21 protein-coding genes are annotated in these 19,415 nt (G+C 50.8%); 17 read left to right on the plus strand and 4 right to left on the minus strand.

What is annotated here, in order from left to right:
• Positions 1 to 64: 64 nt before the first annotated feature.
• Positions 65 to 1,051: a hydrogenase small subunit gene (locus BN4_RS07095; RefSeq protein ID WP_015414693.1), complete on the minus strand. Its 987-nt coding sequence runs from the start codon at positions 1,049 to 1,051 to the stop codon at positions 65 to 67.
• A gap of 309 nt (positions 1,052 to 1,360) precedes the next feature.
• On the opposite strand from BN4_RS07095, the gene BN4_RS07100 reads away from it, so the two are divergent.
• The 4 genes from BN4_RS07100 to BN4_RS07115 all read left to right on the plus strand — a co-directional run bounded on the left by BN4_RS07100 (position 1,361) and on the right by BN4_RS07115 (position 3,947).
• Complete coding sequence (locus tag BN4_RS07100; protein WP_015414694.1) at positions 1,361 to 2,191, plus strand: YkgJ family cysteine cluster protein; 831 nt, start codon at positions 1,361 to 1,363, stop codon at positions 2,189 to 2,191.
• A 99-nt stretch (positions 2,192 to 2,290) separates the two neighbouring features.
• On the plus strand, positions 2,291 to 2,917 hold the full coding sequence (locus tag BN4_RS07105) for a cysteine hydrolase family protein (RefSeq protein ID WP_015414695.1): 627 nt from the start codon (positions 2,291 to 2,293) through the stop codon (positions 2,915 to 2,917).
• Between the two features lie 13 nt (positions 2,918 to 2,930).
• Entirely contained in the window at positions 2,931 to 3,239 is a 309-nt protein-coding gene (locus tag BN4_RS07110) for an MTH1187 family thiamine-binding protein (protein ID WP_015414696.1), read from the plus strand.
• 63 nt (positions 3,240 to 3,302) lie between these two features.
• A complete protein-coding gene (locus BN4_RS07115) occupies positions 3,303 to 3,947 on the plus strand; it encodes a Crp/Fnr family transcriptional regulator (RefSeq protein WP_015414697.1) in 645 nt (214 codons plus the stop codon).
• Between the two features lie 239 nt (positions 3,948 to 4,186).
• On the opposite strand, the gene BN4_RS07120 is transcribed toward BN4_RS07115, so the two are convergent.
• Both BN4_RS07120 and BN4_RS07125 read right to left on the minus strand, forming a co-directional pair.
• Positions 4,187 to 4,933: a UPF0280 family protein gene (locus BN4_RS07120; protein WP_015414698.1), complete on the minus strand. Its 747-nt coding sequence runs from the start codon at positions 4,931 to 4,933 to the stop codon at positions 4,187 to 4,189.
• 74 nt (positions 4,934 to 5,007) lie between these two features.
• The gene (locus BN4_RS07125; protein ID WP_015414699.1) at positions 5,008 to 5,661 is read right to left on the minus strand and encodes a lactate utilization protein; all 654 of its coding nucleotides are present in this window, start codon (positions 5,659 to 5,661) and stop codon (positions 5,008 to 5,010) included.
• A gap of 249 nt (positions 5,662 to 5,910) precedes the next feature.
• On the opposite strand from BN4_RS07125, the gene rpmH reads away from it, so the two are divergent.
• The 9 genes from rpmH (at position 5,911) to BN4_RS18320 (ending at position 13,566) form a co-directional block, all read left to right on the plus strand.
• Positions 5,911 to 6,045: a 50S ribosomal protein L34 gene (gene rpmH / locus BN4_RS17695; RefSeq protein WP_097012604.1), complete on the plus strand. Its 135-nt coding sequence runs from the start codon at positions 5,911 to 5,913 to the stop codon at positions 6,043 to 6,045.
• Positions 6,033 to 6,404 carry a ribonuclease P protein component gene (gene rnpA / locus BN4_RS07130; protein ID WP_041720781.1) on the plus strand — a complete coding sequence of 124 codons (372 nt, stop codon included), beginning with the start codon at positions 6,033 to 6,035 and terminating at the stop codon, positions 6,402 to 6,404. The genes rpmH and rnpA overlap by 13 nt, the downstream gene beginning before the upstream one ends.
• Before the next feature lie 7 nt (positions 6,405 to 6,411).
• Positions 6,412 to 6,693, plus strand: coding sequence for a membrane protein insertion efficiency factor YidD (gene yidD, locus BN4_RS17530; RefSeq protein WP_083863084.1), 282 nt, complete (start codon positions 6,412 to 6,414; stop codon positions 6,691 to 6,693).
• Entirely contained in the window at positions 6,663 to 8,330 is a 1,668-nt protein-coding gene (yidC, locus tag BN4_RS07135; RefSeq protein WP_015414701.1) for a membrane protein insertase YidC, read from the plus strand. The genes yidD and yidC overlap by 31 nt, the downstream gene beginning before the upstream one ends.
• Positions 8,331 to 8,375: 45 nt before the next feature.
• On the plus strand, positions 8,376 to 9,506 hold the full coding sequence (locus tag BN4_RS07140) for a Jag family protein (protein WP_015414702.1): 1,131 nt from the start codon (positions 8,376 to 8,378) through the stop codon (positions 9,504 to 9,506).
• A 176-nt stretch (positions 9,507 to 9,682) separates the two neighbouring features.
• On the plus strand, positions 9,683 to 11,074 hold the full coding sequence (mnmE, locus tag BN4_RS07145; protein ID WP_015414703.1) for a tRNA uridine-5-carboxymethylaminomethyl(34) synthesis GTPase MnmE: 1,392 nt from the start codon (positions 9,683 to 9,685) through the stop codon (positions 11,072 to 11,074).
• Positions 11,075 to 11,076: 2 nt separating this feature from the next.
• Entirely contained in the window at positions 11,077 to 11,355 is a 279-nt protein-coding gene (locus tag BN4_RS07150; RefSeq protein ID WP_015414704.1) for a hypothetical protein, read from the plus strand.
• A 1-nt stretch (position 11,356) separates the two neighbouring features.
• Entirely contained in the window at positions 11,357 to 11,821 is a 465-nt protein-coding gene (locus tag BN4_RS07155; RefSeq protein WP_015414705.1) for a GNAT family N-acetyltransferase, read from the plus strand.
• Positions 11,822 to 12,198: 377 nt separating this feature from the next.
• A complete protein-coding gene (locus tag BN4_RS18320; protein ID WP_015414706.1) occupies positions 12,199 to 13,566 on the plus strand; it encodes a methyl-accepting chemotaxis protein in 1,368 nt (455 codons plus the stop codon).
• Between the two features lie 120 nt (positions 13,567 to 13,686).
• On the opposite strand, the gene BN4_RS07165 is transcribed toward BN4_RS18320, so the two are convergent.
• Positions 13,687 to 16,110, minus strand: coding sequence for a tetratricopeptide repeat-containing diguanylate cyclase (locus BN4_RS07165; RefSeq protein ID WP_015414707.1), 2,424 nt, complete (start codon positions 16,108 to 16,110; stop codon positions 13,687 to 13,689).
• Positions 16,111 to 16,296: 186 nt separating this feature from the next.
• Here BN4_RS07165 and panC point away from each other — a divergent pair, with 186 nt between their 5' ends.
• The 4 genes from panC (at position 16,297) to BN4_RS07185 (ending at position 19,368) form a co-directional block, all read left to right on the plus strand.
• The gene (gene panC / locus BN4_RS07170; RefSeq protein WP_015414709.1) at positions 16,297 to 17,145 is read left to right on the plus strand and encodes a pantoate--beta-alanine ligase; all 849 of its coding nucleotides are present in this window, start codon (positions 16,297 to 16,299) and stop codon (positions 17,143 to 17,145) included.
• Between the two features lie 5 nt (positions 17,146 to 17,150).
• Positions 17,151 to 17,528, plus strand: a complete 378-nt coding sequence (gene panD, locus BN4_RS07175) for an aspartate 1-decarboxylase (protein ID WP_041720786.1) — start codon at positions 17,151 to 17,153, stop codon at positions 17,526 to 17,528.
• Positions 17,529 to 17,657: 129 nt separating this feature from the next.
• Entirely contained in the window at positions 17,658 to 18,827 is a 1,170-nt protein-coding gene (metK, locus tag BN4_RS07180) for a methionine adenosyltransferase (protein WP_015414711.1), read from the plus strand.
• An 82-nt stretch (positions 18,828 to 18,909) separates the two neighbouring features.
• Entirely contained in the window at positions 18,910 to 19,368 is a 459-nt protein-coding gene (locus BN4_RS07185; protein WP_015414712.1) for a MarR family winged helix-turn-helix transcriptional regulator, read from the plus strand.
• Positions 19,369 to 19,415 lie beyond the last annotated feature (47 nt).

Genomic DNA, 19,415 nt, shown 5'->3' on the forward strand with positions numbered 1-19,415 from the left:
ATATATCCTCCTTGGAATGAATTCTGATTTGCGTCTGCTTAAGTGAAGCGTATCGGACCAGAGACTAGAAGTCGGTCAGATCGGCGTACATGTGAGCTTCGCCATCCCAATCGGCACCATCCCAGAAATCAGGCTGAGAACAGCCGATGCAGGGATGACCGGCCTGGACGGGCCAATTGTACTGATTGAACTTCACTGTCGGGCAGTTGTTGAAGGTCTCGGGACCACGGCAACCGAGCTTGCGCAGACACCACCCCTTGCGGGCTTCTTCTGAACCGAAGGACGGAGCGAACTGGTCCATATCGAAGAATTCCTGACGAGGACAGTTGTCGTGAACGGTCTCGCCATAGAAAGCGACCGGACGACCAACATCGTCGAGTTCGGGGATACCCTTGGTCACATAGTACACGATGGTACCGACCAGGGAGAATGGATTCGGGGGACAACCGGGAACATTGACAATAGGCTTGCCGGGGTACAGCTCGCCGACGCCTTTGGTTCCGGTCGGATTCGGTGCGGCCTTCTGAACGCCGCCATAGGAAGCACAGGTACCGTAAGTGATTGTGGCCAATGCTTTTTCAACAACCTTGGTGGTGTTTTCATACATGGTATGGCCACCGACTTTACCATGAGCGCCAGGCTCGTTGGCCGTTCCGGCCACGGCAGTGGGAACACCACCTTCGATGACAGCAACGTACGCGCCTTTCTCCACAGTTTCCCACAGGGCTTCCTCGGCAGCGTGACCGGCGGCAGCCATGATGGTCTCATGGTAATTCAGCGAGATATAATCCAGGATGAGAGCATCAATGTAGGGTTCCACGGTTCTCAAAATAGATTCGGAACACCCAGTACATTCTGCATTGTGCAACCAAACGACATCAGGCCTGGTATCTGCGGTGAGGGCTTCGGCGACTTTCGGAGCGAAAGCCGGTCCCATGCCCATCACTGCGGCCACGGTTCCGCAGAACTTCATGAAATCACGACGAGTGACGCCGCGCTTTTCCAGCCGTTCCACGGCTCCGTCCCTGCCATGACCTACGGAAAATTTCATAGAACACCTCCGTAATAAAATGAGTCTGTCACGAGTGGTGAACACCGTTATCCCCACCCGCGACCGTCGGACACCTGCCCGAACTCGGACCTAACCAACATCAAATAGCACGAATACGATAAACGTGCCATTTTTGACATTCTTTTCCCGAGTTCGTGCTATAACCCCCCGGAAAAATTAATTAAGAAATTCGTATCTCGGATCACTGACAAAATCAATAGGCAACTATAAAAAACTTTCAAACGTATCGGCACGCTAGATGCATTGAACCCTCCAACGGGAAACGAGTTCCCACTGATTGAGCAATCAATGAATACTGGCAAAAAGAGGACTCTCCTCAGGACATTCAGGACACCCAAGAAACTCCCCATGAAACGTCATTCGGCAACGCCATACATACTCGATTTCGGAATTGGTGCTCCCGTTCGGTTAGAGTTGGACCTCCCTGACAAGACCCTCTCCCCCTTTGAGCTGGTGCCCCATATTTATCAGATAACCGATGCCATGATCACACAGACATGCAAGGCTCTTGCCCTGTCTGGAAACACCGTTCAATGTGGTCCAGGCTGTGGCATTTGCTGCAACCAGCTTGTCCCGATCAGCGAGTACGAAGCCGTCCATATTGCAACGGTCGTCAGAAATATGCCCAAAGGGAGACGCTCCCGCGTCATAAACCGCTTTAATCAGGGGATTGCCCGATTGGACAAAGCGGGACTTGTCTCGAAACTCGCCCAGGCATACACCCGCGATGTGCATGACCAGCACAAGCTCCTGGACTTGAAAAAACACTATTGGCGTCTCGCCATTCCCTGCCCTTTTCTCGAAGAGAACTCCTGTTCGATCCATCCACATCGCCCTGTCGCCTGTCGACAGTACCTTGTGACTTCTGCGCCACACCAATGTGCCGCCCTCTATTCATCCGATGCAAGGCACGAGGTTGTCATTCACCCAGCAGACGTTGGCGGTGCCCTGGCCTCTTTTTCCGGAGAAGGATTAGCCCATTCCCGCGCCCTTCCTTTGATTTTCTCTTTGCTCGCCGAGCGCGGCCTTCTCTCCCAATCACCACCGACCCTCCACGCACACCGCATGATGAATCGTTTCCTCGACCTGCTCGCCATCGGTTTCTCCAGATCAAATTGATTCTGCAAGGAGCAAGGACATCATTGACAGACCGCTGACATCATAGCACGGTAGAGACTCAAACATGTCCCTGTGACTTCTTTACCGGAGGAAACAACGATGCTGAGAAAAGTCATTTTCTTCATGACAGCCATCACGCTGTTAGCATGGTCAAAAGCCCAAGCCGGCTCGACAATCATTGAACTCTGGACCAAGGCACCCCCTCCACCCGTGCCCAAAGTCTTCCCGGTGACGGTAGATGCACACCACACCGCCTTGCTGATTCTTGATATTGAGGAACGCACTTGTGACATAGAACAACGTCCACGGTGCCTGGAGACTGTTCCACATATCGCCGCACTCATGAAATCGGCACGAGCCCAGGCCATGCCGGTGATCTATAGTCAAATAGCCAGACCAACACCAATCCTGCCTGAAGTTCTTCCTGCTCCCGGAGATCCGATAGTCAGCTCAGGAGTGAATAAATTTTACCACACGGACCTTGAGGCCATCCTGAAAATAAAGAAAATAAACACTGTCATCATCACCGGAACAGCAGCCCATGGAGCGGTTTTGCATACGGCAACAGGAGCTGCCATGCGCGGACTGTCCGTCATCATCCCGGTAGACTGTCTTTCTGGTGCATCGTTATACACGGAACAAGCGGCAGTCTGGTGCCTGATCAATGGTCCCGGCACACGCCGTAATACCACCTTGACCACATCCAATCTCATTACAATCCAATAATCGGAGCACACTCATGAGCGTCATTGTCGAACTCTCCATATTCCCCATGGATAAGGAAGGACTCAGTCTGAGCCCGTATGTAGCTCGCGTCATATCCATCATCAAATCGTCCGGCCTTTCATACCAGCTTGGCCCCATGGGGACATGCATTGAGGGCGAATGGTCAAAGGTCATGCAGGTTGTCGACCGCTGCTACCGGGAACTGGAACAGGATTGCGACCGCATCTACCTGACGATCAAAGCAGACAGCAGGCGCAACAGGACCAAAGGAATGATCGCTAAGGTTGAGAGTGTCCTTTCCAAGGCGACTGACTCCCGATAGACGAATATTCAACCTGCCCGAAGTCGGGAGGAAGATTTCCACCCACCCCCCAAAGAGGGAATCATGGCCCAACAGTCCATTCAGATGAAACAGGTCTCCCGAGGGAACTACCTGATGCGCAGTGTTCTCAAACACAACGTTATCTTCAATGAGGGGACAAGTGGTGATGCGGCCTATATACTCACGGAGGGGAAAATAGAAATTTCAGGAATCATGGAAGGGCACAAAAAAGTGTTTGCAGTACTCACCCCCATTTCAATTTTTGGAGAAATGGCGCTTGTGCTGGACGAGGGAATCCGCACGGCCACTGCCATTGCTCTGGAGGATTCCAAAGTCATCGTCGTCACCAAGAACGACCTGCTTCAGTTCATGAACGAATCCCCAAAGGTTATCTCTGCTATCATAACCGTTCTAGTCAGCCGACTCAAATCAACCACCAAAAAAGCCATGAAAGTTCCGTCTATCGGCATGGGTGTTGTCCGTACCCTTGACCTCTTTGCCATAAACGGGGTGATGAAAATCAAATATGACACCACAGTCAAATCATTGGCGGATACCTTTGTCACCACACCGGAGAATATCGAAAGCTATATCCACGGCCTCGCTGATCAAAAACTCCTCGTCGTTGGCCGGGACCGAAACGATACCCGCATTATTCGACTCAGGGAACGCAACCTGCTCCGGGAAGTCCTGACCCGCAAGAATTGAGCAGAACAAGCTCACTTGGAAGCTGCTTCCTGTTGACCGGTCACCCCTCTTCCCTCAATGAAGGAGCGCCCCCCCTTCCCGCACATGATCGGTAAAAGATTCACGGGATAGGCCATCTGAAAACTCCCCCTTTTTCAGAAAAGAGAAAGAAACAAAAGTCTGTCCAACAAACATGAAAAGTAGGAAAAGCGAAGCAGCAGATAAGCCGATTTTTCGGTCACAATTTCACGTTGACCCGTTTAATTCAATGCCACAAGTTCCACATTGCCCCAGGCAGCTATTTTTTTGTTATATTGGGCAAAGACCCCTTCCACGCCGAACTCAGCCAATATCTGAGCCCTCTCAAGGACTGAAGCAATATCAGCCTCACTGCGAAGCATATTGCAAAGCGCCGTGGCAGCGGCATCTGCAAGCCGCGCATCCTGTGCCCGAACAGCCACGAGATCACCAGCACCAAGACTAAGAGAATGTCCGATCGTGGCACTGGAAGCACACACCGCAACAGGGAATGCTTCAGCCTCGATACCAAGACCGACCACCGCCCCGGAATCTGGCTCGGCAAGCAGGGCAACGACACGCTCGCGGGTGGAATGAAGATAAGTATCTCCACCATTTTCGACCAAAATATTAGGGGTCCGAGGGGAAAAGAAATCCCCCACAGCCTGAGCAACAGCTCCGGCGACGGCAGCCATTGGCCCAACGTCGCACAAAGCCGCAGCCTGGGCCATGGCCCGAATGATCTCAGGAGCACCATCATCGACAATCACAGGCGAAAGACTTTCCGCAAACTCGGGGTGAAACAGAATCCAATTCTTGATCTCACCGCGAACCTGAAAGACGAAAGAAGCGATTTCATGACGTAAATCTTCCTGCGCCACAATGAGCAGATCCGTCTGCTCCACTGCGACCTGAAATCGAACCTCCCCATCATGCGGACGCACACTCTCTCGATATGTTCGCCTTGTGGAAAGATATTTTTCCTTCAATGACAATGACTCCTGAGAGTTATGATTAAGAAGTAACAGCTTAAGAACATGTTTAGGAACACGTTTTCCACAGGTTACAGACCAAGGTCTTCATTGATCAAAACAACTTTAATGCGCCCTTTGGGAAAAGATTTTTCCGTCACGGTCCACACATTACAAATGCGCTGGGGAGAGTTGCAGTCCATACAGTATCCTGTCTTTACACACGGAGTCTTCATATCCAACCGCATGGCATTGGTAGGGGCTGCAAATTCTTTGATCCGGTCCATGGCCCTGGAGAGATCAGGCACGACCTTGTTTCTCGAAATAAAGACGACCACATTTCTGGGACCAAAAACGAGCGCCCCTGTCCGATTGCCTATCATGTCAAGATTGACGAGATGGCCTTCCTCGGTAACTGCATTGGTCCCTGAAAAATAACAGTCTACAAGAAGAGCCTGCCGACGCAACTCATATCTTTCGTCATTTGACAGACTGTCATCCCACGCATCCAGGGATTCAAATTCTTCTGAATCGCGCAGGATTTCGTAAAGCCCTGTCGCCACGAATGTTTCAGACCCACCCCAGGAAACGGTTCTGGCCTTGCTTGCAGGCAATATTTCTTCCAGAACCACTGTCTTTGCGTCTTCCGCAGACTCGACAAGATAGGTATCAAATCCATTTTTTTCGAGTTTGATCTTCAGATCACGAAGATGAATATCCCAGAAAGTTTCGATTGGCTTGTCCATGGTATCTCCATTCGCTTTTATAATGATTATGGCCTTGGTTCGAAAAACATTTCACCGGAATCGCGATAAAAATCCTCGCCATTCATCGCAAAAACTTGTAGCAGAATTCCCTGCCGCGAGAAAGGGCTCCGAGAAGCACTTCCCACGGGATTGTCACCAATTAGAACTTGACGAGCGACATCGACCCGGTTATATGCTTCCGTTCTACGGAGCTTTTACAGCGAAATTTTACTCTCAGGAGATAGTGATATGAAACGTACTTACCAGCCCAGCAAATGCCGTCGCAAAAGAACCCACGGTTTCCTGGTGCGCTCTCGCACCAAAAACGGACGGGCAGTGCTTCGCCGCCGTCGCGCAAAAGGTCGCAAGAGATTAGCCGTCTAGCTTGGAACAAGGAGCGCCGACTGCTCAAAAGTCCCGCTTTCACGGAATGTTACGAACGGGGCAGGAAATATTTCACCCGAAATTTCATCCTGTTCATTCATCGACGCAATGAAGACCAAGGCGGACTACGCCTTGGTCTCACCGTGAGCAAGAAGATGGGAAATGCAGTGGCGCGCAACCGGATAAAAAGGGTAGTGCGCGAGTACTTCCGGCTGCATCAATTTGACTTTGAACTGCCTCTGGACATTGTCGTTGTTCCCAAACGGAACCTTGAGGCCAGGCAGCTGACACTCGCCCTCACCAAAGAAGAGTTCACCCCGCTTTTTACCCGCATCTGTGCGGAAGCGGCGGCCTCTTAGAGAGGAAATGATGCGCAGACCAGTATTAGCGCTCATTTGGTTTTACCAAAAACTCATCTCTCCCTTGCTGCCCAGAGCATGCAGGTTCGTTCCGTCGTGCTCGGAGTACGCGAAGGAAGCTGTTATCCTCCATGGAGCCTTCAAGGGAACCCTTCTCGCGTCTTGGCGTCTCCTTCGTTGCCAGCCTTTTTGTAACGGGGGCTACGACCCCGTACCGGCCGTTTGGCCAGATCCCCAATTAAAAGCGAGAATCATTTCATGGACAAGCAGGAGAAAATCCGCCTTGTAGTTGCAATGGCATTAAGCGCCATCGTCATCTTCGGATGGCAGTACTTCATGGCTCCATCTGCCCAAGAACAAGCTGAAACGGCCAGAAGAGCCGCCGAAGCCGAAAAACAGACCGCCGCGCTCACTCAGGAAAGCGTCGCTCCGCAGGCAGCCCAGGCAGCCATTCCAACTCCTGACTTCATCCCCACCGAAGGCGTTTCCGTCACGGTGGATACTCCTCTTTATACCGCAATATTCAATTCCCAGGGCGGTATCCTCGAAAAATTTATTCTCAAGCAGTACAAAGATACCATTAAGCCGGATTCATTCAACGTGGATCTCATCGGTAACAATGCGTATGCCAAAGGACCGCTGGGCTTGTTTCTTTCCCGTGGTGGAGATGATCAGGTTCATACATGGAAATACGGCCAGTGGGCCTTTGATGGAAACGATATCGCTTTATCCGAAACTGATGGCACAAAAACCCTGACTTTCACCGGCGATGTCCATGGCTACCGCATTCAGAGAGTTCTGACATTCCATGCAGACACCTATCTCATCGAAGAAAATACCACTGTCACCAACCTGAATACCACTGGTGTTGATGGCTCTGTCTCCTTCACAGCAGCGGCCAAATCCATGTCTGCTGACGGCAACCGCTACAATCCGACCAAGATAGCGTACGAGAACAGTGAGACCCGGAAGGAAGAAAGTGATCGTGAGGATCTCCAGAAAGAAGGCTTGACCGCAACTGACGGCCTAAAATGGGGTGTTATCGAATCTAACTATTTCATGTTTGCCATTGTCCCGGAAAACAACGACACTTCCCTGTCCGCAGGATACCAGGACGATGTTTTCCGCATGGCGGTCAATCAGAAGGCAACTTTTGTCCCCAATGTTGCCAAATCATTCAAGGCTTCTTACTTTCTCGGGCCCACAAACCGTCAGATGCTCGCCAAGATGCCTCATCAACTCGGCGATGCCATCAATTTCGGCTGGTTCGATTTTCTTGCCAAGCCCATGCTCATAGGTCTGAACTTCTTCTATGACTATGTCGGCAACTATGGCGTCGCCATTATCCTTCTCACCCTCGTCATCAAACTCATCTTCTGGCCACTTTCCCAGAAAAGCTACGGTTCCATGGAGCAGATGAAAAAACTGCAACCCATGGTCGCCAAACTGCGCGAGAAATATGGTGATGACAAACAACGTCTCAACCAGGAGACCATGGCCCTGTATAAGACCTACAAGGTCAACCCCATGGGAGGCTGTCTGCCCATGGTCGTACAGATCCCGGTCTTCTTCGGCCTCTACAAGGCTCTGCTCGGAGCAGTTGAACTCAGGCATGCGCCTTTTATAGCTCACCTGCCGTTTACCGACCTGCCCTGGCTTGCCGACTTGTCTGCAAAGGACCCGTATTACATCTCGCCAATCATCATGGGCGCTTCCATGTTCCTGCAACAGCGAATGACCCCGAGTGCCGGCGACCCGACCCAGCAGAAAATCATGCTCATCATGCCTCTGGTTTTCACCTTCATGTTCCTGCAGTTCCCGTCAGGCTTGGTCATCTACTGGTTGCTCAACAACCTCCTGTCCATTGGTCAGCAACTCATGATCGCTCGGGCAAACAAAACCAAAGCAGCAGCACAAAACGATTAACGCCTCCGGGGGGCCATTTCACCCCGGCATGAAAAGGAATGTACTATGAGTGACTTCAAAGAATTCCAGGGAAAAGATCTGGACGAAGCCATCGAAAGTGCCTGCGATTACTTCAATCTCAAGCGTGACCGCCTGGAAATAGAAATCCTCGCAGGCGGCTCGTCAGGCATCTTCGGCATCATGGGAGTGAAAAAGGCCAAAGTTCAGGCCCGCCCCCGTGCTCAGGTCAACACCACCGACATCCTCAATGGGGAAGAGCGGACACAACCAAAGGCAAGCCCAAAGCCGCAAGCTGCGCCAAAAGCGAAGCAGGCACCCAAAGCTCAGCCTCAACCCAAAAAACAGAAAGTTGACCCAGGTAATGCTCTGGCCCCGGAAGTTGATCTTGACGAACTTGATAACAAGATCAACGGCAATGTGATGGAACCGGAAGTCGACCTGGAAGCCCTCGACAACGCAGTCAATGGCAATGTTGACCCGCAAAAATCCTCACCAAAGCAATCACGCAAGCCGCGTGAGCGCAAGCCGCGTGAAAAGAAACCACGTGAGCCACGTGCCCGCAACGACAGGCAATCTCGTGAGCCTCAAGCTCGGGAAGAACGCCCGCGTCGAGAACGCAAACCTCGTGAGCGTCAACCCCGTGAGGGTGCACAGGTCGAAGAAAGACCACGCGCCAACATGGAAGATTTTGATCCGGCAGTCCTGGAAAGTGCCACGACTGAAATCATGTCCGAACTACTCCGTCCCATAGTCGGTGAAACTCCCCTCAAAGTCACTATCGAGTCGGACCGTGTCAAAGTCTTTATAGATGATGAAGAGAATAGTGGACTTCTTATCGGCCGTGAGGGGCAGACACTGTCTTCCCTGCAATATTTGGTCAACCGTCTTGTATCCCGCAAAATGGAAGCCTCTGTTCGCATCCAGGTTGATACTGGGGATTACCGTGAACGCCAGGACGATAAACTACGCCAGATTGCGCAGCATTTAGCAGAAAAGGCCAGTGATCTTGGCCGCACCCAATCGACCAAGCCTCTCTCCTCCTATCATCGCCGGGTCATTCACTTGGCGCTCCAGGAGAACGAGGAGGTCTTTACACGCTCCAAGGGCGACGGTCCCATGAAGCGCGTGCTGATTGTCCCTAAAAGCCGCAAGAATGAAAATCGCCCCAGAAGATAGATAAATCTGGCGATAGATCCATTTTGACTAGAAAAAATGGCCGGTTGAACATTCAATCGGCCATTTTATTTTTGACAAGCATCCTGATGCAATTACGGTATAAATGCACCCTGCTTCGCTCTTTTATTTATCTTTCACCTTTTGCCTTTCCAATAAGCTTACTGTAAAAGACCCACATGCTTGACCCTAAATTTGTAGGCGACACTATTGCCGCCATTGCGACACCGCCCGGAGACGGCGGTGTCGGAATTATCCGTATAAGTGGCAAAGACGCCCGTGCTTTTGCAGCCACAGTCTTTCGCCCTGGAAGCCATACCTTTGTGGATTTCATCCCATACCATTTACATTATGGACATATTCTGGATGGACATGGACATGAGATCGACGATGTCCTGACTGCCTTCATGCCTGGCCCCAACTCATACACCGGTGAAGATGTCGTGGAAATCAACTGCCACGGCGGGCGAGCTATTTTGGCAGCCGTACTTCATGAGATACTTCATCAGGGGGCAAGGCTGGCTGAACGCGGAGAATTTACTTACCGAGCCTTCATGAATGGTCGTATGGATCTGACGCAAGCAGAAGCTGTTGCCGAAATGATCCATGCCCCGACAAAAGCTGCCATGCACCTTGCCCAAGTGAAACTTTCAGGAGTTTTGGGCAAAAAAATACGTGAACTGAGAACTCGCTTGGAATTTCTCCGTGCACAACTCGTCGTGGCAGTGGATTTCCCTGATGATGAAGTGGAATGTCTTTCTCCTGAAGAACTGCAGCAGACATCTGCGCAGGTCAGAAATGAAATAACCCTGCTCCTTTCCGCCGTGGACAGAACCAAAGCCTGGCGCGAAGGCGCTCTGGTGGTTCTTGTCGGCCGTGTCAATGCAGGCAAATCCAGTATGATGAATGCGTTGCTTGGCCGCAATAGAGCCATCGTGACAGACCAGCCAGGGACCACGCGTGACTATCTGGAAGAAACCATCAATCTCAACGGACTGAATATTCGACTGACCGACACAGCGGGTCTGAGAAAGACTGATGATGCCATCGAAGCAGCAGGACTCAAAATCGGCCGAGAACTTATGGATAAAGCCGACCTTGTCCTTTTCATGATCGACGGAACAATCCCTCTCCCCGCAGATGCGCTTGAAACTGCCGAATCTTTGGACCCGGAAAAAACATTGGTCGTTCTCAACAAAGCGGACCTTCCCCTCTTCAATTCAGGGAATGCAGTGCCACTCTTGGCATCCAACATAGAATCCGTCACAGTTTCGGCAAAGCAGGGAACAGATATCGATAGACTCTGTGAGCGTATCCGAGAACGAATCCTTCAGGGAGCCGGGCAGCCTGATCCAGATGAGCTTGCTCCCAACGCCCGGCAGGCCGCTCTCCTGAGACACGCTCTTGAAGAACTTGAAGGGCTTGAGCAAGACACGGCACTCGGTATCCCTTACGATCTGCTCAGCGTTCGGTTGGAATCCGCATGTGATCTTCTGTCTGGCATGACAGGAGAGATCACCTCAAATGAAGTACTTAATGCGATCTTTGACTCGTTCTGCATAGGAAAATAGTTGTGAATGAAAAGAAAAATACTCCGGAAATTATTGATGTCCAACATGTGACTTGTGGGCTTGTTCCACTCATGCAGACTCACTTGGAAGGCTCGGAACCCCATGTAGACGCACTCGAATTCAAGATCCGACAGGGCATTGAAACCGAACTATGGAATTCCTTTGGCACAGGCGGACTGTGGCGACTTATCGAGATTCGCAAGGACCTTTTCTTCGATATTGCCTGTTTCAGACGGGAAGAAGAAAACGAACTGGACCCACTGGGGTTAATGGAATTCTAGGATGCCTCAATTCTCCATATCGGAAATCGGAATCGAAAGAGTGGAAGATATCCAGCCTCTCTGGGAAGAGTTGAACCAGCACCATGCCACGATTTCTCCTCACTTCAGCCATCTTTTCGAATCCACAAGCTTTGCCCAACGCAGAAAGGCTTTACACCATAAGGCGGAGCAAGGGGTCGTTCGTATCTTCCTCGGCTATGTCAATGAACGCCGAGTAGGATATTGTGCAGTCTCGATATGTGAAAGTCATGGTGAAATCGAGTCCATATTCATACTTGAGGCATACAGAGGCTTACGGCTGGGTGAAGGGCTTATGCAAGCGGCTCTTGCCTGGATGGAATCCAACGGCGCTCATTCTAAATCAGTCAATGTCATCTATGGCAATGAAAAAGCACACTCGTTTTATGCCAAATATGGCTTCAAACCGCGCTCCATAACATTCCTTCAACAGGTCCCATCCCCCTGAAGAGCTGTTGTAACGACCTCGTACTTCCCCATCCCCTCTTTTATTGATGCAGTAATGAATTTGCTGCTTCACAGGCTCACTCTATAGATGCCTGCATTCCACCCAAAACAGCACTTTTCATATCCAGTTCAACACAACTTTTACACAATACACGCCTCGGTTCTTCTCATACAAGTGAATACTATTATCACTCTTGGAGCTTAGAGAACTCCGAGTATCGGGATAAAATATGCTTGTAATAATAATCAGAGAACGTTACGTGGTATTCCTACCTACATGGTAGAAAATGCTTGTAGGAAGGTCAACTGCACAGTGCTTTGTGGCTCTATGGCGGTAGGCAGTCATGACAACACATGCAATAGAGAGGGAACAATACAATGAGAGTTGGATACAAAGTAGGTGCATTGAGTGGCTTTTTAGCTCTCGTCACCACCGGCTGTTTCATTGGGCTTATCTACTGGAAAACAGGCGCAGTAATGGACTCAGCGTCCACAAAAAACCTTCAGATTTTTCAATCGCTTCGCACATGGGCATGGGGTATCGGCGTCTTTTCCCTGGCTCTCGCTGCCGTCCTCGGCATCTGGCTTGGCTCATACGTAACAGGTGCAGTCAAACGAGTTGCCAATGTTCTGAAGGAACTGAACCTTGGCAATCTGGACGTCAACTATATTCCCATGGGCAAAGCAGTCAACTGTGGCGAAAAAGTTGGCTGCGGCCAGCAAGACTGCCGCTCATATGGCAAAGACGCCTACTGTTGGGTTGAGGCAGGATCATTCAATGCCGACCCTCATTGCCCGAAAGCACTTAAAGGACTCGATTGTCGAGCCTGCAAAATATATAAACATGCCGTGCATGATGAATTTGAAGAGTTGGGTTCCGTACTCAACACCATGGGTGACAAGCTGCGTGAAATTGTCGGAGAAATCCAGAACAGCGCAAGTCACGTAGCAGATGGTAGTGCCGCTCTTTCATCCTCATCATTGACCCTGAGCCAGGGAGCAACCGAACAGGCTGCCAGCGTTGAAGAAACCATGGCTGCGATGGAACAGATGGCAAGCAACATCACCCAGAATGCCGAAAACGCCAGGGCCACTTCTCAAACAGCGACAGCAGCCGCGCAAGAAGCTGCGCGCGGAGGCAAATCCGTCACGGAAACAGTGGAAGCAATGAATCAAATAGCTGGCAAGATTACCATAATCGAAGAGATTGCTCGGCAAACAAACCTCCTGGCGTTAAACGCGGCTATCGAAGCCGCCCGAGCTGGAGAACACGGCAAGGGGTTTGCCGTCGTTGCCGCCGAAGTTCGAAAACTGGCTGAAAAGTCCGGGGAAGCCGCTGCCGAAATTGGTGAAGTCTCTGCCGCAAGCCAACATGTGGCATCCCAGGCCGGACAGATACTGCACCATATGGTTCCCGATATCTCCGCAACAGCCGAACATCTCGAAGAAATTTCCGCATCAAGTGATGAACAGCAGCACGGCAGCGATATGATTATCCATGCCGTTGCACAGATGGACACAGTGGTCCAACAAAATGCCAGCGCATCGGAAGAGCTTTCTTCCACTGCCGAAGAACTGGCGGCGCAGGCCGATCATTTGCGAGGTGTCATCGGCTACTTCAAGGTCAAAGACCAGCCTTCACAACGTCCTTATAACTCCCAGTCTGCGCCCCCAGGCACTCTGGCTATACCAGCCCCTCCCATGAGTGCCTTTGCCGATAGCATGGACGAATACGAACGATTTTAACCCGCCTTCCTCAGGTCAACGAAAAACCGGAGGCACTGATCAGTGCCTCCGGTTTCATTTTTCCCACCATCACGATCCGCATCACCATATGCGGAGTGCAAACCAGGTGATATACAAAGATTATCCGGCAGCCCGAGCAGCCACTTTTATCGCCTCCTCTCCTTTCCCTTGAGCCTCCAACGCTTCGACCAGGACATCCCAATAGGCATCCTTGCCGGGAGACAAAGCAGCGGACTGACGAGCCAGGACTTCAGCAATCTGTGGATCTTCACCTTTATCCAAATAAAGCTTGGCAAGCATATGCATAGCCTGATGATCGTTGTGATCAGCATTGAGAGCCAGATGCAAATACTCCCGTGTCGCTTCAATATCACCAAGGCGATAGGACACACGGGCAAGGGGGCGAAGCACCATGCGTTCACCTCCGGGTAAATCCGCGGCCCTTTTATACAAGGAACTGGCCTTGTCGAAAAAGCCTCCATTCTCCTCGATAGTCCCCAGCCTCATCAATGAATACACATGGTTCGGCTCTATTTTGAGGCATTCGCGATACGCTTGTTCGGCTTTTTCCAAATCTCCAAGCCGATGATTGGCCCAGCCAAGGTTGTAGAGAGCAAGCATATCTTTTTCTTCAAACTGCAAAACCCCTTCGAAATGTTTGCGGGCATCCTCGAATCGTCCCAATTGGGCAAAACATATTCCAAGTGAATTACGAGCCAACAAGTTGTTTTCATCGTCAAGCAGAGCCAACTTGAATTCTTCAATCGCGCCGTAGACATCACCATCCATGAAGCGTCGATCCGCTGAAAGATTCAAGGAAATGGAGTCAAAGACAGCCACACGCGGTTCAGGGAGTAGTAGAGCATGCTCTAATGCCTTCCGACAATTCTCCAAAATATCCGAACGACTGAATTTGAGGAAAGGATACACTGCTGCTCCCACTGCGACACGAAGTCCGAATGTATCCTTTGCCAACCGCTCAATTTCCAAAGATTGTCGGCGTATGATTTCGGCATCCACACCCTCCTGAAAGAAAACCATGCCGTTCAGGCCATAACGCCCGCCAAGCGCGCTCTCGTTGAATGCGCCTCGAGCCAGGGTCGCAATATCGGACACCATCTGTTCCATTGCTTCCTGATACCGCTCCCCGGTGTCCGAAGGTTGGTCGAGCACCCGGAGAAGGGAAAGCCCGAAGGTTTCCGGAGCAAGGCGAGCCGAAGCAAAATTGGCTATAAAATCACTGTAGCTATAGAGCCTGGTCGCGACATCCCGATGTGTTTCTTCATCCTTGGCTCCAAGATCGATAAAAAGCGAATCGTCGCCTGAAACCAATTTCAAGCGGTCCCCTGCCACCAGGGTCGTTGTGGCATCACCCAGATGCAAGACTTCAGCAAAAGCGATTTCATCCTGTACTTCCACAAGGACGATCTCCCCTTTGTACATGGCGGGATAGCGCCCGACTATGCGCTCATCCTCAGTCAGTGATGCGGACGTTGCCGTTCCGGACTTGGGGGAACGGACAAGAAATCGCTGCCCGACCTTGGCCCCGGTCGTTTCGCCGAGAGAGACGAGCATCCGGTTCATTGGAAGCACTTCGAGAACACGGCCTCCCTTGGAGAGAATATCCGCATACCCAAAGACCCGGTTGCGCCCTTGATCTTTGGCCACAGCCACACCCTTACGCGCCTTACGGACCAACATGCGGGCCTGCTCCGAGGCAGTTCTTCGAAACTGAGCGCCTTCCAAACCCTGCGGATAATTAACAAACCCAACAGAACCGGAAATACTAATGGTGTCGTTGGTTATATCATCGGTAAAAGACAACTTACCGATACCCGACCGAATAACTTCGGAAAGCTGAAAACTTGCTCTGGGCTTGGCATCCGGCACCAGGATGGCAAATTTGTCGTTGGAAAAGCGGGCAACAGTTGTATATTTCGGGCAGACCAGATCAAGCAGACGACCAACTTCCGAAAGAATGTCATCTCCCTTGAGATACCCATAATGCTCGTTGATCCATTGAAAACCATCAAGATCAAGAAACAGAACCCCCAGTGTGCCGGAAAAGGCGACGTCCACTTCTGCTGCTTCCATGTCCGTAGGGCAACTGCCGGTCTCTATGCATCCCTGTACCTGATCAATGGATTTCTCCAATTCATCCATAAAATAATCACGCGAAAACAATCCGGTCAGAGGATCGGTGACACTTTTTTTATACAAGGCGATCTTTTCCAGGACGGAACTGGCAAGGGCCATGATATATTTGGGGGCTGTCCCCGGAGCCTTGAGCTTCACTCCCTTAGCTATAAAATAGCAGAGCATCCGCCCTTGAAAAACAAGCGGAAGAATCAATTCCCTGTCCGCCACCCTGAACTCGGGTTCAGGAATCGGCGTGCCCGGATGATCTCTTGGAAAAAACAGGCTGTAGGAGGTGAAAGGCAGGAATTCAGCTATACAATCTTTGATCGTATGCTCGAAATCAATCAGCTCCTGCGGAGTGAAAGAAAGGGAACCGTTAGAAAAGATGTCTTTTATCGTCCTCATAATGCCGGAGAATACATCGGGGTCGAATTTAACTCAAACAAAAGTTCCGACTTTCGGCATAAATACGTGTTCCCCTGAAAAGGATATCAATTCTTTTTCAGGACTATATCAATGTATCCAGATATAGAAATTTTTCTTGACTAATGACAGCAAGCCTGTCAGTTCCACAGAGAACATAGAGGGATCATGAAAATTATAAAAAACCTGAACTCACTCCAAGAACAATGCTTCGCCTGGCGGAACCAAGGTCTGAAAGTAGGCCTTGTCCCAACCATGGGATTCTTCCATGACGGACACCAAGCCCTGATGCGGCAGGCTCGTGGACTATGCGACAAGCTGGTGGTCAGTCTTTTTCTCAATCCGACTCAGTTCGGGGAGAACGAAGATCTGGATAAATATCCCCACGATTTTGACGGGGATTGCTCCAAAGCAGAAGCACAGGGGGTTGATGTCCTTTTCGCCCCGGCTCCTCAATCAATGTACCACGAAAACCATGCCACATGGATAGATGTCCCTGCTCTGGGGAGCAATCTCTGCGGGGCTTCCCGCCAAGGACATTTCCGTGGGGTTTGCACTGTTGTGACCAAACTTTTCATGCTCACCCAACCGGAAATCGCGGTTTTCGGCCAAAAAGATTGGCAACAGCTAGCCATAATCCGCCGGATGGTGCGGGATTTGAATATACCGGTCGAAATTATCGGGCATGAGATAGTGCGGGAACCAGATGGCCTTGCCATGAGTTCCCGGAACGCGTATCTCACGAAAGATGAGAGAGATGTCGCTCCGGCGATCCGACAGGGGCTGCTCAAAGTCATTTCAAAGGTCCGGGACGGAGAACGCAACGCGGCATTGATCAAACATTTTCTGCAAGAGGAATATGCGGCCACCCTGCCCACGGGCAAGGTCGACTACATAGAGGCCGTGGACCCTGCCGACATCGAACCGGTGGAAACCATCAGTTCGTCGACTCTGGTTGCTGTAGCCATCAGACTCGGAAAGGCCCGGCTCATCGACAACATTTTGATAGAGGTTTGAAGACTGTGGCTCAACGATGTTTTCTCAGTGCCAAAATCCATGGCGCAACCATTACCTGTGCAAAGCTTGAATACCGAGGGAGTTTATCTATCGACAGCAGCCTGATGAAGGCTGTCGGCCTGATCCCCTACGAAAAAATAGATGTCTACAACCTGGACAACGGGGAGCGACTGACAACGTACGCCATTCCTGGTGAGCCTGGCGAGATTTGTCTCAATGGCGCAGCAGCTCACAAAGGGCAGGTCGGACAGCGGGTCATCATCGCAAGCTATGCATGGTTCAGCGAAGAAGAAGCCCTGAGCTACAAGCCCAAGGTCGTGATTGCGGGCAAGGACAACACTGTCGACGAATTTCTGGAGTGCGACATTACTCTCGATTTCTAATTGGTATGACAAAATAGTTACAACGGACACTTCAAAGTTCTGGCTGCACTGTCCCTCCCGAGCGTGGAGGACATCACTCCCAAGAGGGACAGGCGACACCGGCCGGAAAGAATCTGTTAGGAGGATTCAATGCAGATCGAAGGCAAATACCTGTTTACTTCCGAATCCGTGACCGAAGGTCACCCCGATAAAGTTGCCGACCAGATTTCCGATGCAATACTGGATGCCATCATCGGCCAAGATCCTATGGCTCGTGTGGCATGCGAAACATTGGTCACGACCGGTATGGCGTTCATCGCCGGGGAAATATCCACTACGGCCTATGCCGATTTTCCTGACATTGTTCGTAACACTATCAAGGATATCGGCTATAACAGTGCCGATACCATGGGCTTTGACTGGCAAACCTGCGCAGTCATCTCATCCATAGACAAACAGTCCCCGGATATTGCTCAAGGTGTCGATCGTACCAAGCCGGAAGAACAGGGTGCTGGCGATCAGGGCATGATGTTCGGATTTGCCACCAACGAAACGCCAACATTGATGCCGACTCCTATCTACTACGCCCACCAGCTTTCCAAACGTCTGACTCAGGTCCGCAAGGAAGGAATTCTTGACTACCTGCGCCCTGATGGCAAAACACAGGTCTGCGTTGAATTCGATAACGGGAAACCCGTGCGTATCGACAACGTCGTTGTCTCGTCCCAGCATGCCGAAGGCATTGAACTGAAGGATCTGCAAGAGGATATTTTCAAGGAAGTCATCCTCAAGACCCTGCCTGAAGACCTGATCGACGACAAACTCAAGACCTACATCAACCCGACCGGACGGTTTGTTATCGGTGGCCCTGTGGGAGACTGCGGGCTGACCGGACGCAAGATCATCAATGACACCTATGGTGGCGCTGGTGCACATGGCGGCGGAGCATTTTCCGGTAAAGATCCATCCAAGGTTGACCGCTCCGGCGCATACATGGCCCGCTACGTTGCCAAAAACGTCGTGGCCGCAGGCCTGGCTGACCAATGCGAAGTGCAGATTGCCTACGCCATTGGTGTGGCAAACCCGGTTTCCGTGGTTGTTTGCTCTCGCGGAACAGGAAAAGTCACAGATGAACAGCTGACCAAAGCTGTCACCGAAGTATTTGACATGCGCCCCTATTACATCCTAGAGCGCCTGAATCTGCGTCGGCCAATTTTTCAGGCATCCACCAACTATGGTCACTTTGGCCGTGAACTGCCTGAATTCACCTGGGAAAAAACCGATGCTGTCGACGACCTACGCACAGCCTGCAAAATCTAAAAACTCTCTACCACTCCAAGGTGGGCGCTCTGCGTCCACCTTTTTTATTGACCAAAGAGTTTAGCTACTATACACATAACCTATGCGCACCATAAAAGACATGACCCCGGAAATGAACTTACTGACAAAAACGTTCATGCGATTTACTCAGATCAGCAAGCGCCCTATGGATTTCGGCGTTGGGATCAATATTTTCCCCGCTGAGATACATACTGTTGAGCGACTGTGTGAGCGAGGACCGATGAGCATCACCGAGTTGGCCGAATCCTCGGGAGTAACAAAAGGTGCCATGTCGCAATTGGTCAGCAAACTTATTAAAAAAGGCCTCGCCTATCGTGAGACAGATCCTGACAATCTATCAAAGCACCAAATCATCCCCACAGAACTCGGCCTAAAAGCCCACGAGGGTCATATGCGGTTTCATATGGAACACGACAAAGATTTTTTTGATTACATCGCAAATCTTGACCCGGAAAAATACGCATTTTTCAAAGAACTCTGTCACAAAATGGACGCCTGGATGAGTACGTATTCCCTGTAATTTTTTTTACTTGAAGAGTATAGCTACTAACCCCTTAAAGGAGGTTT

This window comes from Pseudodesulfovibrio piezophilus C1TLV30 (assembly GCF_000341895.1).
Classification (GTDB): Bacteria; Desulfobacterota; Desulfovibrionia; order Desulfovibrionales; family Desulfovibrionaceae; genus Pseudodesulfovibrio; species Pseudodesulfovibrio piezophilus.